The following is a 15849-nucleotide window of genomic DNA, read 5'->3' on the forward strand; positions in this document are numbered from 1 at the left end:
AATTAAAATTTGATTGTTAATCTTAAAAAATGAAAAGACTTAAAGTTCAGTCTAAAAATAAAATTGAAGGCACTTTCTAAGATTTGTGATAAGGTGAACTTTTATTCTCTTTATCATGTTATGTAATTGAAACTTGAGAAAAACTCATCAATGTTATTGAGATAATGTAGACAGGTCTGTCTAGACTTTGACGCTATTTTTTAGTACACTACATCACAATCTAAAATCAAACAATAAACCATGTCTAACAATATTTATGTTGCTCTAGAGCAGTTGGGACTTACAGCGCAAAAGCGCGCCATACATTTGCAATTTTCAAATACCGCGCTCAATGATCAAGTTTTTCTTCAGCGCATTGAGGGCACACATCAGTTGAATGAGGGAATTCAACTGCAATTGATCTGTCTTTCGACAAATTCAGCAATACCTTTAAAGCAGTTTATTGGTGCTCAAGTCGCTGTTGATATCGTCAATGATCAATCCGAACTCAATCGAATTTCAGGGATTGTCACCCATGCAGATGCAGGCGCAAGTGATGGTTCTCTTTGCATCTATCGTCTTAAGGTTGAAGACCCAACCGCACTGTGGAAGCATCGTAGAAATTCCCGTGTGTTTATGGCGAAGTCGGCTATTGAGGTAATTCAAACCGTATTTCAGGAATGGGTGCAACGTAGCCCACTCTTTGCTTCAAGCCTCACTTTAGACAAGAGCGGACTGACCAAAGACTATGATGTCCGTCCATTCCTCATGCAGCAATCTGAAAGTGATTTCGACTTTCTAACACGTTTGATGAGAGCTGAAGGAATTAATTGGCTAATTGATGAAGCTCAGTTGAAAGTGCCGAATACAACCGAACAAATTCAAGCACAAAAGTTAAGATTAATCGATGATAACGCTCAATTTAGTGCCTTGGAACGCCGTAATATTCGTTTTCATCGTAGCTCCGCTGTAGAAGCGAGCGATTCAATCATTCATTTTACAGGACAACGTTCACTTCAACCGACCTCAGTCCATATTCAACGCTGGCAAGCCGATGTATTAGATACGGATGAAGGTGCTGGTAGCGTTCAAAGTAAACACAACCATAGTGAAAATTATGACAATGCCAGCCTAGGTTTAGAACAAGCATGGCACTTTAGCCCTGCATGGATACAAGATCTCAATGGAGAAGATGGTGCAACGCCATCGGGCAACAGTCAGGTTGAGCGCTTTAACCAAAACCTCAGCAATTACTATAATGTGCAAGCCAAACAATTTACTGCGATCTCGACAGTACGAGATGCGCAGGTTGGCTATCATTTCGAACTGAATGAACATCCAAGCATAAATCTAAAAGATACTGCTGATCGGCAATTTCTGATCATATCTAAAACCTTTTATAACCAAAATAATTTACCGAAAGACTTAACCAACCAAGTCGAAACTTTGTTAAAACAAAGTGATTGGCAAATCACCAATATCACCACAAACAATAGTGAGGAACGGCAAGCCAATACACTGACGCTAATACGACGTAATATTGCGATTGTTCCTGAATATAATCCACTGCAACACCGTCCGATCGCATCACCACAACGCGCTATTGTTGTGGGTCCAAGTGGCGAAGAAATCCATGTCGATGAATGGGGGCGCATCAAAGTCCGCTTTCTTTTTACCCGTAATGAAGACAATACGCATGATGGTGGTGCAGGCTCGAATGACAATGATACCGACTCGGCTTGGGTCGATGTGCTGACCCCGTGGGCAGGCGAAGGCTATGGGGCAAGATTCTTACCGCGTATTGGAGAGGTTGTTGTTATTGATTTCTTTGCGGGGGATATTGACAGACCATTCATCGTTGGGCGCATCCATGAAGGATATCGTCATCCAACTCAATTTGATGGCAAAGGCAAACTGCCAGATACCAAAAAGTTATCAGGGATTAAAAGTAAGGAATATCAGGGCAGTGGTTACAATCAGCTACGCTTTGATGATACTAAAGGGCAACTTAGCAGTCAGCTACAGAGTAGTCATGGCGCGAGTCAACTGAATCTTGGAAAGCTCAGTCATCCAAAAGATCAAGCAGAAAGTGATGATCGTGGTGAGGGTTTTGAATTACGTACAGACCAATGGGGTGCAGTACGCGCAGGGCAAGGCTTACTGATTTCGACCTATGCTCAAGATCAAGCCAAAGGTGATCATTTAGAGAGTGAGATTGCCCAAAAGCAACTTGAAAGCAGTCAGACCAATAGTAAAGCTTTAAGTGATATTGCTAAAAACCAAAAGACCGATGAAATTGAGTCGATTGAGCAACTTAAAGCTTTTGCTGAAGCAATTGAAAAAGATATTGCCAAGTATAAAAAAGCAATCATGCTGTTAAGTTCAGCTGATGGCATTGCCCTGAGTACGCCTGAAGATATTCACCTTTCAGCAACAGGCATTATCAATCATAGTGCAGGCGACAGTATTAACTTCAGTACCCAAAAAAATCTGTTGGGACATGCGTTAGGAAAAGTGAGTTTATTTGCGGCACAGGGCGGCATAAACTTTATTGCGGCACAGGGTAAATTTAATATTCATGCGCAGTCAAATGCTTTAGATGTATTTGCCAAGCTTGGAATCACCATTTCTTCGACTGAAGACCGAATAGAAATCAGTAGCCCGAAAGAAGTATTGATTACTGGTGGTTCATCGCAAATCGCATTGAATGGCTCAGGAATTTTCCCCAAAACAGGTGGAAAGTTCGAAGTCAATGCAGGGCAACATACCTTTAAGCCGGGTGCCAGTGTCAGTAAATCAGCACAACTTCCACCATCGAATCCAATGAAAGGGGCACTGGACTTACTGAAAAGTTATGGTGGAAAGGATTTCTTTAAGCAAACAGGCTTTAATGTCATTGATTCATTTGGCAAGCAAGTTTCTGGCAAATTGGATGGCAATGGTTTTGCAAAAGTGACAGGTATTGCACCTGGACCTGCCAAAGTTGAATTTGAAACCGATCCGCGTAGTGCTTGGAATCAAGGTAGTCATTTTAATCGTGATTATACATGGTCAGAAGAAGCAGTCGGTGGCGTCACTGGTTTTGCCCAAAATGCCTTAAAATCGATGGGACAAAATATGATGTCTCAACTCAAGGATAATTTGTTCTCACTGAATGGTGATTCCCTAAAAAACATGGGTAAAAATGCTCTAAAAGACCTTGGAACACAAAGTCTAGGGCAGTTTAAACAACAATTTACTCAAAGTGCATTAGGTTCAGTCTCTTCAGCAATGAATTTAAACCTGTCTCCATCTCAGATGATGAATGTTGGACAGATGATTGCCAATCCAAGCCAAACCTTACAAAACATCAAAGACCAAGGTATCGATTTCTTTAAAGATCAAGCTTCAGCTGCCTTCGCTCAAAAGAGCAGTGGTTTGTTCTCCAACTTAACATCAGCAACAGGTTTCGGTTCGGGATTAGGGCAAGGCTTTGTCGCAGAATCTTTTGGCTCAGGTCAAAACCTTGCGGATACGCCTGTAAAAGTGGTCGATGATTTTGTGAAAAAGGACGAGTATTTTTCTAGGTTCTTGACGTATAGCATTACCACGCGCAAAGGCGAAGCATCTTCATCACCGACCATAGCACAGAGTATTCCTCAAACTGTAAGTCAGCCTTCACCGATCTTGACTCAAAACACTTCGCCAGTTTCATCCCCTCAAGAGGTGAAAAAACCGCAGTCGATTTATAATATGGATAAAGATGTGGTGCGTATGGATTTAGAAGAATCCCGTTATGTCACCAAACAAGTGACGGTACGCAAAACTACGCCTGAAGATCCAGATGTATATAGTGCACGCAATAAGTGATTGAGTATTTCTAGATTTTTCTTGATTGAAATTAAAAATTAAAACGTATTAAGGTTAAGCCCATGGCATTTATAGACAGTAAAAACCAGACCGCAGGGTCCAATACAACAGAAACATCTCGCACAAACAATACAAAGCCAGCAGTTGAATTGGCAGTATTTAACTTAGCCAGTGTGACGCATACAGAAGACCATAAATTTATTGCGCATCAAATTCAGAAATATCTACAAGCATGCGGAAATACCAGCCTCGAACAAATCAAAGCCAGTGCCAATGTCCCGACAGTTGCCAATATTTTTGCATTGTCTGGTAGTGTTTTAGATCTGATTCTATTTGCCGCAGAACCCAAACAAGCTGATGCCGGTGTACAACAAGCAGCATTGTTGAGCATGAACTTAATCGGTTTATTTTTACAACCGAACACCGAAGCTCATGTGCGTATGGCATTACGTCCAATGTTGGGGTTAATGGCTGGGTGTTTATACCCAGCCAATGGCAAAATCAAAGAAGCCGACTTACGTCGTATGCAGTTGCACTTAAATGCACAGATGGCAGGAGATTTAGAAAAATTCCTACAAGAAACACAAGCCAAACTCACAGGCTTACTGTCCAGTGCAACAACACTGGGGTCTTCAATCTTGCAAGCCTTTACCACCAGTGTGGCAGGTGGATTGCCAAGCATCGCTTCAGCAGGTGCAACAGCTGAAAAGCGAGACCCCAACCTACAATTTAGCAATTGGGCGCAGCCATTGATTGATTTGTTGGGCGCACCCGCACAAGCAGACATGACTGCAAAGATTTCAGCGCCTCATTTAACTTTGCAAACGGAAGTTCAAAAAGCAGCCCCATTACTTGCTACAGCGATCCAACAACAAAGCAATGCGGGTACACGATATAGCCTAGCTTGGCTGATTCAAGAAACCCTAAACGCCATTCAAACACAGGGAAAAAAAGCCACAGCCAGCGTCCCCCTCAACCAAACAGGCGAACATGAACAACACATCAATGGTGATATTTTAGAGTTTGTGACCTTACAGCCTGATGCGTTAAATGATCCGATTTGCGCAACATTGATTGAAGATCAAAGCTCCAAAACAGAACACAGTATCAGCTATGCGATTGGTGCTGAACGGGTCAATCACGCAGACTTCTATTTACCTAAACTGGGTTTTGCCTTTAGCCGACAATATAACTCACAGATGGATGAGTTTGACTACAGTATGATCGGTGCACGATGGATGATGCCATTCTCCAATGTGATCATACACAACGCACACGGCTACTTATTTATCGACAGCAATGGACGCAAACACCAACTACCAGCCTCGATTGTCGATGAACGCTATCAAGTTTCCTTTGAAGGTTTTAGTGTCGCACCCTATGAACAGGGAGATTTATTACTCAACTTTGGTTCAGACTGGAACTTTCATTTTCATAGTTTTAATGCTGGAAAACATTACCATCTGGTCCAACAATTCAATGAACAGACCGATGAAAAAGTCGTACTGACCTATTTATTATACGAACAATTTGCCTACTTGCAGGGCATCGATTTCCAATTGAAACGTGCCAAACATTTACTTAAATTTGCTTTTAACGAACAAGCCAAAATCATTGCTGCATTTGTTGATGAACAAGCAGAACCCTTAGCACGCTATGAATACGATACACAAGGCAACCTGATCAAAGCCACGGATCAAAATGGGCATACGCGCAGTTATGAATATAACCAAGCCCATCAATTGACCCGTTATACCGATCGTACAGGGCGTGGACAAAACATCCGTTATGAATCGACCTCGCCCAAAGCCAAAGCGATTGCAGAGTGGGCAGATGATGGCAGCTTTAAAACCCGCTTAGAATGGCATCCACGCCTACGTCAAGTTGCGGTCTATGATGCCTATGATGTGCCAACCCATTACTATTTCGACTTAGACGGTTTTACCTACCGTACCCGTTTAGCCGATGGTCGAGAAAAGTGGATTTCACGTGATCGTCAAAAACGCATTACCCGACAAATTGACTTTAATGGCTTAGAAACAGAGCAAGTCTATAACGACCAAGATCAACTGGTAAAAATAGTACAACCGAATGGTGGCATCATCCTGTTTGCCTATGATGAAGCAGGCAACCTGACCGAAACCAAAGATCCTGAAGGCAATATCTGGAAGAAAGAATATGATGCTGATGGCAATGTCAGCAAAGACATTAACCCATTAGGGCAGACCACCCAATATAAATATAACAATGACAACCAATTGGTTGAAGTGATTGATGCCAAAGGTGGCTCAAAGAAAATCCAATATAACGACCTTGGGCAAATGATCTCCTATACCGACTGTTCAGGAAAAAGCAGTGCTTGGGAATATGATGAAGACGGAACACTGACAGCACAAGCTGCTGCGGATGCACAACAAGTCCAATATCTATATAGCACTCAAGGCAAAGACAAAGGACAGCTGCAAACCATCATTTATCCTGATGGATTAAAAGAACAATTTGAACACGATGAAGAAGGGCGTCTACTCAAACATATCGATAGCAAAGGCTTAATCACCCAATACCAATACAACCCAGTTGGGTTATTAGAACAAAGGATTGATGCCAATAGACATCAAATCGGCTACCAATGGGACAAACAAGGTCGGATTCAAAAACTGATCAACCAAAACCATGCTGAATACTTATTTGACTACAACCGTTATGGGCAATTGATCCGTGAACAAGCCTTTGATGGAGAAGAAAAACACTTTAGTTATGATGAGAATGGATTCCTATCGCAAATCCGCCAACCGAATATTCTGACTGAATTTAGCTACCATCAGGGTGGAGCGATTGCATCAAAAACCTATACCCATCTGCAGACTCGACATCGTCAAGTTGAAGAATTTGAATACAACCTGACTGGAAAATACAGTCGATTAAAAAATAGTGAAAGCCAAATTGATTATTTTTATAATCAAATTGGACAATTGGTACGAGAACACCAACACTACAAAGTCCCGAATCTGCCTGCACTGAGCGCAGTGCTACGTTACGAATACGATGAATTGGGCAATTTGACCCAAACCATCCGACCCGATGGACAAGTCCAAGCCAATCTCAGCTATGGCTCAGGGCATATTTATGGCATTGCTTTTAACCAACAAGACATGGTGGCATTTCAGCGAGATGATTTACACCGAGAAACCACACGCCTACTTGCCAATGGCTTGGTACAAAACAAAAACTATAATGATGTGGGCTTACTCAGTTCACAAATCATTCGACATGAACAAGAAACACTCGATCATTTACAACAACCCCAATTACAACAAGCAAAACATCAAGCAGAACGACATTACCACTACGATAACAACTACCTCCTGACTCAGGTGGATGACAGCCGATTAGGTAAGTTAAGCTATCAATACGACCCAATTGGGCGCTTAATCAAAGCGCAAAACCCGTATAGTTCTGAAAGTTTTAGTTTTGATCCTGCGGGGAACTTAATCGACCCGATTGCGACACAAACATCACAAGTCAAAAATAACCTGATCACCCAATATCAAGGCAAGCACTACAAATATGATGCGCAAGGCAATGTGATTGAAACCAGTCAATCAGGTCAGACCTTAAAACTGACTTGGGATAACCTTAATCGTCTGATACAAAGCGATCACAATGGTCAAATTACAAACTATGGTTATGATGTATTTGGACGTCGATTATTTAAGAAAAATACCACTGAGGATAGTCTGACCTTATTTGGTTGGGATGGTGACTTGATGATCTGGGAGTCATACAAAACCAACTCCAATCTAGCAAACAAACAAGACTACACCAAACATTATGTCTATGAACCAGATAGCTTTGTACCATTATTACAAACAGGCTATACCCGTTTTATTGAACTGATAGAAACACCTGATTATCGTCAATTTCAAGATGTCCCTTATTCGATTTATAAAGATCCAGTGTGGAAAACAGACACCCAAAAGAACAAAGCTGAATTGGAACGTGTTGCGTTTTATCACTGTGATCAAGTCGGTACTCCGCAAACTTTAAGCAACGAGTTAGGCGAGTGTATTTGGGAAATTAAACAGGACACATGGGGCACAGCTTTAGAAATTAAGACAACCGAACACGACAATCCATTTGGACATAGTAATATCCGTTTTCAGGGTCAATATTACGATAAAGAAACAGGTTTACACTATAACCGTTATCGTTATTACGAGCCGTATAGTGCAAGGTATGTGAGTAAAGACCCGATTGGGCTGTTTGGTGGGTTAAATAACTCGGTTTATGTAAGTGATCCAAATCAGTGGATTGATCCGATGGGGTTGATGGCAGAAAATAAAAAATATCCTGACGCCAAAATATTAAGAGATAAAAACATAGAGTTTCAGGAAAAAGAGTATGTTCGGTTAAAATCTGAAAATGCATATACAAAAATTAATAAAGTTGTTGATAGCTCTGTATCTTGGATGAATAATACAGCACAAAAGCAATCAGGACAGTTTCGTAGTAGAAGAACTTTAGAACAGCAAATAAACTTAATGAATAGGAATAGGAGTCAGAAAGATCCGAGAAGAGGTGGCTGTAAGGGAGCTTGTCAGATGTATGATTATCTATCGTGTACTGTTGGGCTTGGTGGTCAATCTATTGGTGTAGTAAAAAATTTAAGAGCGTCTGAAAAAGAAGGTTGGTACGTTACAGCTTCAACTAGTCCATTATTAAGTACTGGACTTTCAGTTCCTCAAAGTATGAAATTAACACAAATGTTTTCTGTACCGCAAAGTGTAAAAGAAGCAGCAAGTTGGAGTTGTTCAGCTGGTGTAATTACAGGTTTGGAGCCTCAGCGTACAAAAAATGTAGAACGTAGTCAAATTGTGCATCAATTTGTAAATGGTGCTTCGTACACTATGGGGGGAGTAGTCGGAACTCCACTTTTAGGAGTTGGATATAATAGAGTTAAACCTGTTGTACCAAAAGATAGTATGGTATATGGAGCCACAGCACATGAAGTAGTTGTTGGCAGTAGTGGTGTTAATGGAAATTTTGCAGGAACAGGACTCGTATCAGGAGAAGAGTAATGAAAAAAATGCTTCCTTTTTTTCTAATTATTTTATTAGTAGCTTGTGTAAAAGACAATAATATTGGTAAAGGGCAAAGTAATGATCCTATAAATGAAGAGCTAAAACATGAAGCTAAAGAAATTTTTAAAAATAAATTAGAAAATGAAGGAAGTTACAAATCGTATTCTTCTAGCGATGTATTTTATGAAATAAGCTCTAATAATTTATCATTGCAACAATTCAATATTATCAAAAAAAATATGATTGAAGACAGGGGGTGGGTCTTTTTAAAAAAGAAAGATCAAGCATATATTTTTTGCCAAGGAACACGGCAATTAGAAGTCATTCCTCCACAAGAATTAGTAGGAAATAAAATTTTAGGTGGTGGAGATATTGGTAGGCAAATAGAAAAAAAATGGAATATTATATTGAGTCATACCATAAATGGAACATTAAATAGGTGCTATTTGAAAAGTAAATGATTTTGGTATTTTTTAATAGAAATTAAAAGAATTAGGTGGTTAGAAATTTAAGCTGATTTAATTTAAGGGAATTTAATTATTGAGATTCTTCATATTGAGAAATTTGATATATAAAACATTGATATTTAATTTTGCATTTGTGTTTTTGCTTAGTAGTTGTACAAACTCAAAGATAAATACGATTGATGAGAAAAATTCAAATATAATTTTTGTCCCATGCGAAATTGCTAATGAGTATGGAAAGATTGGATGTGGGAAAATTCCTATAAGTGTAAATAATGAAGTGAATAGTAAACTTACACCACATTGTCAGATAGACTTTAAAAATTTTAATGATAGTAGCAAAAGCTGTTTGGAGAAAAATAGCAAAAGACCAGCGGATGCATATATCTTAGGAAATTTAAAATATTATGGAGAGTTTTTTGATAAAAATGAAATTGAAGGTTTAAAATATATCGAATATGCGGCAGACCATAAGAATCCACAAGCAAAATTTTGGATTGCAAAAAAACTGGAAGCTGAAGGTAATATTATTTCTGCTACTAATTTAATTAAAGAGGCAGCAAATTTAGGAAATCCTTTGGCAATACATAGTTTAGGTGCAAGATATAGCAGAGGAATTGGTGTAGATAGAAATTTAGATCAAGCATTATTATTATTAAATCAATCAAAAGAATTTATTCCTGCCTCTTTTTCAGAGATAGCTTTGATTGAGCTGCAAAGAGGTGATATAGATGGTTTTATAAATAATAATAACATTGCAATTGATAAAAAATATTGGTTTGCATACGCAGATTTAGCAGTTTTATATCTTGGAGAAATGCCTAATTTAGAGAGTTATCGTGACTTAGAGAAAGTTAGTTATTTTTCGAATAAGTTAATAGAGCATAATGTCGCAGTAGGATACGCATTGAAGGCTAGAGTATTACAATATAAATTAGAAGGATTTGCAAATCCCGAAATTTGTGATTTATATAAATTATCTTTTGATAAGGGTTATTTATCTGCTGGTTTGAGTGTTGGTGCTGAATATTTATTAGGTAATAATTGTTCTAAAAATTATAAATTAGCATTAAATATTTTTAATTCATTATATAGTCAGCAAGATAAAGAGATAAAAATTATGGCGGCTTCAAATTTAGGCTATCAGCCAGCTACAGAGATGTTGAGTAAAATACAATAATTTTAAGTATAATTCTATTGTTTGAATTTTTTAATTTCAAACAGTAGAATTATTTTAAATTAATGTTAGGACTGAAATCTAAATTTTATTAACAATATTTTATTTGTATAGAGGAAGTAAAATTTAGTTAATTTTTTAAATGCTGTTAATAACTTTGGGGTGTGATGCTTTATAAGTTTATAAAAAATGGAGGTGGTTGTTCTCTTTTAGTATTATATTTTATTTCTGAAATGCTTTATACATGCTTTTATTTTAAAGAATGTAGGGTAGGGAGAACACTAAATATATATTTTAATGAATCATTTAGTTATTATTTTTCATTGTTTGTTTTGTTTGTTGGTGTGATTCTTAGCATTCTTATGGTAATTAATTTTTTTATAAAAAGTTTTGATAGTAAGGATTCATAATTTGGGAATCATATTAAACCAACACCAGTCAATATCAATGGTTTGTAGAGTAAGTAATTATGAAAATTTTGATGATTTTAAGTATATTTTTAATTTTTAGTGGATGTGCAAATAGTGCTTCATATGAAAAAAGCTATGAATTAGAGTTAGCCAAGGCAGGCAATATTGATGCACAATATAATGTCGCAATGAATTATTTAAATGGAATAGATGGATTTCCTAAAGATGAAAAAGTTGCTAAAGAGTGGCTAGAAAAAGCAGCAAAAAAAGGTGATGCACCATCTCAAAATGGATTAGGTATTATGTATTTAAGAGGAATAGGTGGAGAAAAAAATTTAAATAAGTCAGAGTATTATTATAGATTGGCTGCTAATCAAGATCATGAAAATGCTCAACTTCAATTAGCACTAATATTACTAGACAAAGACAAAGACAAAGACAAAAATATAAATGAAGCTGTAATCTGGTTAAAGAAATCTGGAATGCAAGGAAATATTGAAGCTCAACAAAAGTTAAAAGAACTTGGTGTGAAAATGTAAAAATCCTGTATATGAGTGCGGATAAAAAAGGATGTGCAATTATCAAGAACAAATTATTTGGGATACTAAATTAGGTGCTAATTCTACAGCAGGTTATAAAATGAGGAGCAAGAGCAGAAGAAAAATAATCAGAAGGATAAAAAGTAGGAAATAGTGCTATGAATCTTTTTTGTAAATATATACCATTTATTTTTTTGATTGGATGTTCTTCTAGTTATAAAGGTAGTGAAAATTCAGCAGAATTTGATAAAGAGAAAATAAATTTTATAGCAGGTTGCTCTGAATCAGGTACTCTTAGTGTAAGTGTTTGTGAATGTCAGTTTAATGATTTAGTAAGAAAATATGATAAAAATTTTTATAAGGACAAATCATTAATGGAAGATAATGAGAAAGCAAGAAAATTTGAAAAAATTGCATATCAGATTGTTGAAGATTGTGAAAAAAGATTAGAAAAGTGAAAAAAATCATATATAAGTATAGTTCAATTTTTTTTATTATATTATTGATGCTGAAAGTATTAGGGTGTGGAGTATATGCATACTGTGGTGGTCGAAGTGGTCTTAAAAAAGTAGAGTTTTTTTCATATTCTTACTATTTTACATTAGTAAGTGATTTATTATTTATTTTAATTATTTTTTTTGTATTTTTATACTTGGTTCTAAGTTCAAAAAATGAAAAGTAATTATAATAATTAAAATATCATATGATTGATGTGATTGTTTTAATAATCAATTTCTTATGCGGCAAACATCCTCTAGAATGGCAAATAAAATTATTTCGGATCAGAAAGCGAAAAAGGCAAAGAAATAGAATGCTGACAATTATTGCTGAGGTAATTATTTCTTTTTTTATCTCTAATTATGAAAGTGAAAAATATCCATATTTAATTAGTTTTTTTAAAGGAATAGTTTTAGGCGTATCTGGTTTTATTTTAGGAATGCTAATTGATTTTTTTAATAAGGATTTAATGGATTTGCAGGGGGTATTATTATTTTTCTTAATATCAATAGGAATTGGTTTGTTAGCTTCTTTATTCTTTATGGGGTGTAAATGGTTAGATTTAAACTCAAAAAATTAGCTAAAAAAGAAGCGAAATTAATTATTCAAGTTGAAGTATTAAATATATCTATGAACTTAAATAATCCAGTAGGAATAACTACTTGGTCAAATTCGGCTTTAATAGGTGCTACCTCAGGGAGCATTGCTAAAGACATATTCAAATCTGATAAAAAGGAGAAGAAATAAATTATGATTACACTAATCGCAGAGGTTATAATTAGTATTTTTATTTCCAACTTTAAATCAAAAGATCATCCGTATCTGATAAATTTTTTTAAAGTGATAACAATAGGTTTAATTGGATATGTTTTAGGAAATATAGTGAGGTATATCGAAAATCATAAAGTTATGGAATACAGTAAAAAATTATTTTTTTATTGTTACACAAATTATAGGCTTTTTTTATTTATTATCGAGGGTTGATTTTTTAAATGGAGAAAAAATAAAAGCTAAGAATTTTATGCGAATACTTTTAAATTTTATTTTGACTGTTTAGTAGCAAATTTAAAAACAGATTTTTATAAAGAACCAGAGGTATTGGATGAAACAAACCAAAAATATAGTGAATTTGTAATGCATTCAAAAAAAGCTTATCAATTGTGTACTAAGAAGTAAAAGTGAAAAAGATTTTTAATTTTTTATTTCTTTCTTTAGATTTAATATATTGTTTATTTAGGATTATAAGCTGCTCTCTTTATTATTATTGTGGAGTGAGTGGCAAGTTCTTGTTAGTGGAACCTCTTTCTTTTGATTATTATTGGACAATTATTTTAAATTCTATAATACTGACTATTGCTATAGTAATAATAATTTTTTCTTTAAAGAAATAGTCAGAAGTTATGATTTAAACATATTATTTAAGTTGTGATAATTCATCGTAAGCTAGAGAATTACCCGCTTGAGCAGACTCCTCAAACCAGGTTCTTGAAATTGATAGATTTTTATCAACACCCAAGCCATCTTTATAGATTTTACCTAAATGATATTGTGCGCCACTATCACCTTGATTTGCAGCTTTTAAAAACCATTGATATGCTTGTGAATAATCTTGTTTTATACCATCACCTAAAAAATACATAAGCCCTAAATTATATTGAGCATCAACCTCACCTTGTTCAGCAGCTTTTATATACCATTGAGATGCTTTTAGTTTATCTTGCGACACTCCATGACCATGTAGATACATATTACCTATATTATTTTCAGCAGCAGAATACCCAGCATTAGCTGCTTTTAAATAATATTCAGATGCTTGAGCGTAATTTTCTTGTACACCTATTCCATCTTTATAAAAATTACCAAGCTCATTTAATGATGGTACATCGCCTAAAGCAGCTGCATCTTCAAATAACTTTTTTGCTTGAGCATAATCATTTTTAATACCTGAATCACTACTTAGTAGAATAGCTAAATTATATTTCGCTTTTGCATATCCTTTATCAGCCGATAATTCATACCATTTAAATGCTTCTATAATATTGGGTTTTAGGTCTTTATAACCATCTGTGAACAAAACTCCCATATTATATTGAGCTTCAGGATCACCTTTTTCAGCTTTAGACTTAATCTCATTGATATCAATAGCGGAATTATTAGCGCTATATTGTTGATTATTGTTGTTGCTATCAGTTGATTTAGCACAGCCTGAATTTAAAACACTAAGTAAACAAATTGTTAGAAAAATTTTTCTTGTATAAAACATATTTTATCTCAAACTGAGTAACGTCAAAAAATTATTTTGATATCTATTAAATTTTAATAATAACATGAGCTGAAAATAATAAACAAACTTAAATCATATGATCAACTTTCCCACCTAAACCACTTGTCTCAAGTCGCGTGCTGTTTCCTGTAACAACGGCAAAATATGCGTAATTAAATAATCTTGAGTCGTACGGATCGTTGGAGACACAATATTTAAAGCTGCAACTACATCAGCATTGGCATCATAGATCGGTACAGCAACTGCATGTACACCTAACTCATGTTCTTCACACGAGTAGCACCAATCTTGTTCCTTAATCTCATGCAACAATGCCAAAAACACTTCACTGTCTGTATGGGTATATTTAGTCAATCGCTTCAAAGGATATTTTTCTAACCACTCTTTTTGCTCATCTTTATTTAGATGTGCCAACAAAATTTTGCCTGCGGATGTGGCATGAGCAGGGAGTCGGTTACCCAAATGCAAACCATAAGGATTAACACGGTCAGTTTGTTGATGCGCTGCACTGCGTGCAATGGTAATGGCTTCATAACCATCCAGCACCATGACTGAATAAATCAGTGATGTTTGATTGGTGAGTAAGTTTAATAAAGGCTGACAAATTTTAGGTAAGGGAGAACCATCCAGATACGCACCTGAGAACTTTAAAATTTTGGGGGTTAAATAATAATAATGACCATCAAAGTCTAAATATCCCAAGTATTCTAAAGTCAGTAAATGACGACGTGCAGCAGCACGGGTCATGCCTGTTTTCTCTGCGGCTGTACTCATATTTAAACGATGACGTTCAGGACCGAAGCAATCTAAAATCGCCAAGCCTTTGGCAATCCCTGCGATAAAGTCTTCATGTCGAATCACTTTCTTATTTTCACGGTGATGAATCAAGCGACGATTTTTATTTTTATCATTTTCCATAATTTAGAGCATTCCTACAAAATCCTTTGATGAATAATTATTCTAATCGAAACACGACTAATTTAGTTGGATAATGTTCGATGATCGAACATTAAAAATAATAATCGCACAAAATAGCTTTTAGAAGATAGAAGTCTGTTCAGAATTTATCAAGAATAAAGATAAGAAATCCGAACAAAACACTCAACTTAGTTTTATCGACTTTTAGGATGAAAAATTGAGTGCTACACAGTACAGGAAGTAGTCAGATGATTGATAAGCGTGCCGGCTCATTGACAGAGGTTTTGTCACAAATCAAGGATGGTTCAACCATTATGATTGGGGGCTTTGGAACCGCAGGACAACCCGCAGAGCTAATTGATGGATTGATTGAGCTTGGCGTCAAAGACTTGGTCATTGTCAACAACAATGCAGGCAATGGCGATTATGGTTTGGCAAAACTCCTCAAATCAGGGGCTGTACGTAAGATCATCTGTTCATTCCCGCGCCAGTCTGATTCATGGGTCTTTGATGAACTCTATCATGCAGGCAAGATTGAATTAGAACTTGTTCCTCAAGGAAACTTGGCATGCCGCATTCAAGCAGCGGGAATGGGTTTAGGGGCAGTATTCACACCAACAGGTTTTGGTACATTGCTTGCCGAAGGAAAA

Annotated in this window: 11 protein-coding genes; 9 read left to right on the forward strand and 2 right to left on the reverse strand. The window is 36.2% G+C overall.

Annotated features, from left to right (window positions below):
* Window positions 1-240: 240 nt before the first annotated feature.
* The 8 genes from AAV97_RS15865 to AAV97_RS15900 all read left to right on the forward strand — a co-directional run bounded on the left by AAV97_RS15865 (window position 241) and on the right by AAV97_RS15900 (window position 12744).
* Window positions 241-3828 (forward strand): type VI secretion system Vgr family protein, encoded by a 3588-nt coding sequence (locus AAV97_RS15865; protein WP_046761057.1) that lies wholly within the window; start codon window positions 241-243, stop codon window positions 3826-3828.
* 62 nt (window positions 3829-3890) lie between these two features.
* Window positions 3891-8906 carry an RHS repeat-associated core domain-containing protein gene (locus AAV97_RS15870; RefSeq protein WP_046761058.1) on the forward strand — a complete coding sequence of 1672 codons (5016 nt, stop codon included), beginning with the start codon at window positions 3891-3893 and terminating at the stop codon, window positions 8904-8906.
* Window positions 8906-9370, forward strand: a complete 465-nt coding sequence (locus AAV97_RS15875) for a hypothetical protein (protein ID WP_046761059.1) — start codon at window positions 8906-8908, stop codon at window positions 9368-9370. Before AAV97_RS15870 ends, AAV97_RS15875 begins: the two co-directional genes overlap by 1 nt.
* Before the next feature lie 103 nt (window positions 9371-9473).
* Window positions 9474-10553 carry a tetratricopeptide repeat protein gene (locus AAV97_RS15880; protein ID WP_228136556.1) on the forward strand — a complete coding sequence of 360 codons (1080 nt, stop codon included), beginning with the start codon at window positions 9474-9476 and terminating at the stop codon, window positions 10551-10553.
* A 466-nt stretch (window positions 10554-11019) separates the two neighbouring features.
* On the forward strand, window positions 11020-11499 hold the full coding sequence (locus AAV97_RS15885; protein ID WP_046761060.1) for a tetratricopeptide repeat protein: 480 nt from the start codon (window positions 11020-11022) through the stop codon (window positions 11497-11499).
* A gap of 158 nt (window positions 11500-11657) precedes the next feature.
* Window positions 11658-11957 carry a hypothetical protein gene (locus AAV97_RS15890; RefSeq protein WP_046761061.1) on the forward strand — a complete coding sequence of 100 codons (300 nt, stop codon included), beginning with the start codon at window positions 11658-11660 and terminating at the stop codon, window positions 11955-11957.
* Between the two features lie 353 nt (window positions 11958-12310).
* Window positions 12311-12577, forward strand: a complete 267-nt coding sequence (locus AAV97_RS15895; RefSeq protein WP_046761074.1) for a hypothetical protein — start codon at window positions 12311-12313, stop codon at window positions 12575-12577.
* A complete protein-coding gene (locus AAV97_RS15900) occupies window positions 12550-12744 on the forward strand; it encodes a hypothetical protein (RefSeq protein WP_046761062.1) in 195 nt (64 codons plus the stop codon). Before AAV97_RS15895 ends, AAV97_RS15900 begins: the two co-directional genes overlap by 28 nt.
* Before the next feature lie 667 nt (window positions 12745-13411).
* Here the strand turns inward: AAV97_RS15900 and AAV97_RS15910 are convergent.
* A complete protein-coding gene (locus AAV97_RS15910) occupies window positions 13412-14260 on the reverse strand; it encodes a tetratricopeptide repeat protein (RefSeq protein WP_046761064.1) in 849 nt (282 codons plus the stop codon).
* A 114-nt stretch (window positions 14261-14374) separates the two neighbouring features.
* Window positions 14375-15199 carry an IclR family transcriptional regulator PcaU gene (pcaU, locus tag AAV97_RS15915; protein ID WP_004828614.1) on the reverse strand — a complete coding sequence of 275 codons (825 nt, stop codon included), beginning with the start codon at window positions 15197-15199 and terminating at the stop codon, window positions 14375-14377.
* A 248-nt stretch (window positions 15200-15447) separates the two neighbouring features.
* Here pcaU and AAV97_RS15920 point away from each other — a divergent pair.
* A partial coding sequence (locus tag AAV97_RS15920; protein ID WP_046761065.1) for a 3-oxoacid CoA-transferase subunit A occupies window positions 15448-15849 on the forward strand: 402 nt, incomplete at its 3' end.

The organism is Acinetobacter sp. Ag2 (assembly GCF_001005515.1).
In the GTDB taxonomy this organism is placed as follows: domain Bacteria; phylum Pseudomonadota; class Gammaproteobacteria; order Pseudomonadales; family Moraxellaceae; genus Acinetobacter; species Acinetobacter bereziniae.

What these genes read in the sequence shown, in the direction of transcription:
- AAV97_RS15875 (WP_046761059.1), top strand. Translation starts at nt 8,906, where the DNA reads ATGAAAAAAATGCTTCCTTTTTTTCTAATTATTTTATTAGTAGCTTGT.
- AAV97_RS15910 (WP_046761064.1), bottom strand. Translation starts at nt 14,260, where the DNA reads ATGTTTTATACAAGAAAAATTTTTCTAACAATTTGTTTACTTAGTGTT.
- AAV97_RS15865 (WP_046761057.1), top strand. Translation starts at nt 241, where the DNA reads ATGTCTAACAATATTTATGTTGCTCTAGAGCAGTTGGGACTTACAGCG.
- AAV97_RS15890 (WP_046761061.1), top strand. Translation starts at nt 11,658, where the DNA reads ATGAATCTTTTTTGTAAATATATACCATTTATTTTTTTGATTGGATGT.
- AAV97_RS15870 (WP_046761058.1), top strand. Translation starts at nt 3,891, where the DNA reads ATGGCATTTATAGACAGTAAAAACCAGACCGCAGGGTCCAATACAACA.
- pcaU (WP_004828614.1), bottom strand. Translation starts at nt 15,199, where the DNA reads ATGGAAAATGATAAAAATAAAAATCGTCGCTTGATTCATCACCGTGAA.
- AAV97_RS15900 (WP_046761062.1), top strand. Translation starts at nt 12,550, where the DNA reads ATGGTTAGATTTAAACTCAAAAAATTAGCTAAAAAAGAAGCGAAATTA.
- AAV97_RS15885 (WP_046761060.1), top strand. Translation starts at nt 11,020, where the DNA reads ATGAAAATTTTGATGATTTTAAGTATATTTTTAATTTTTAGTGGATGT.
- AAV97_RS15895 (WP_046761074.1), top strand. Translation starts at nt 12,311, where the DNA reads ATGCTGACAATTATTGCTGAGGTAATTATTTCTTTTTTTATCTCTAAT.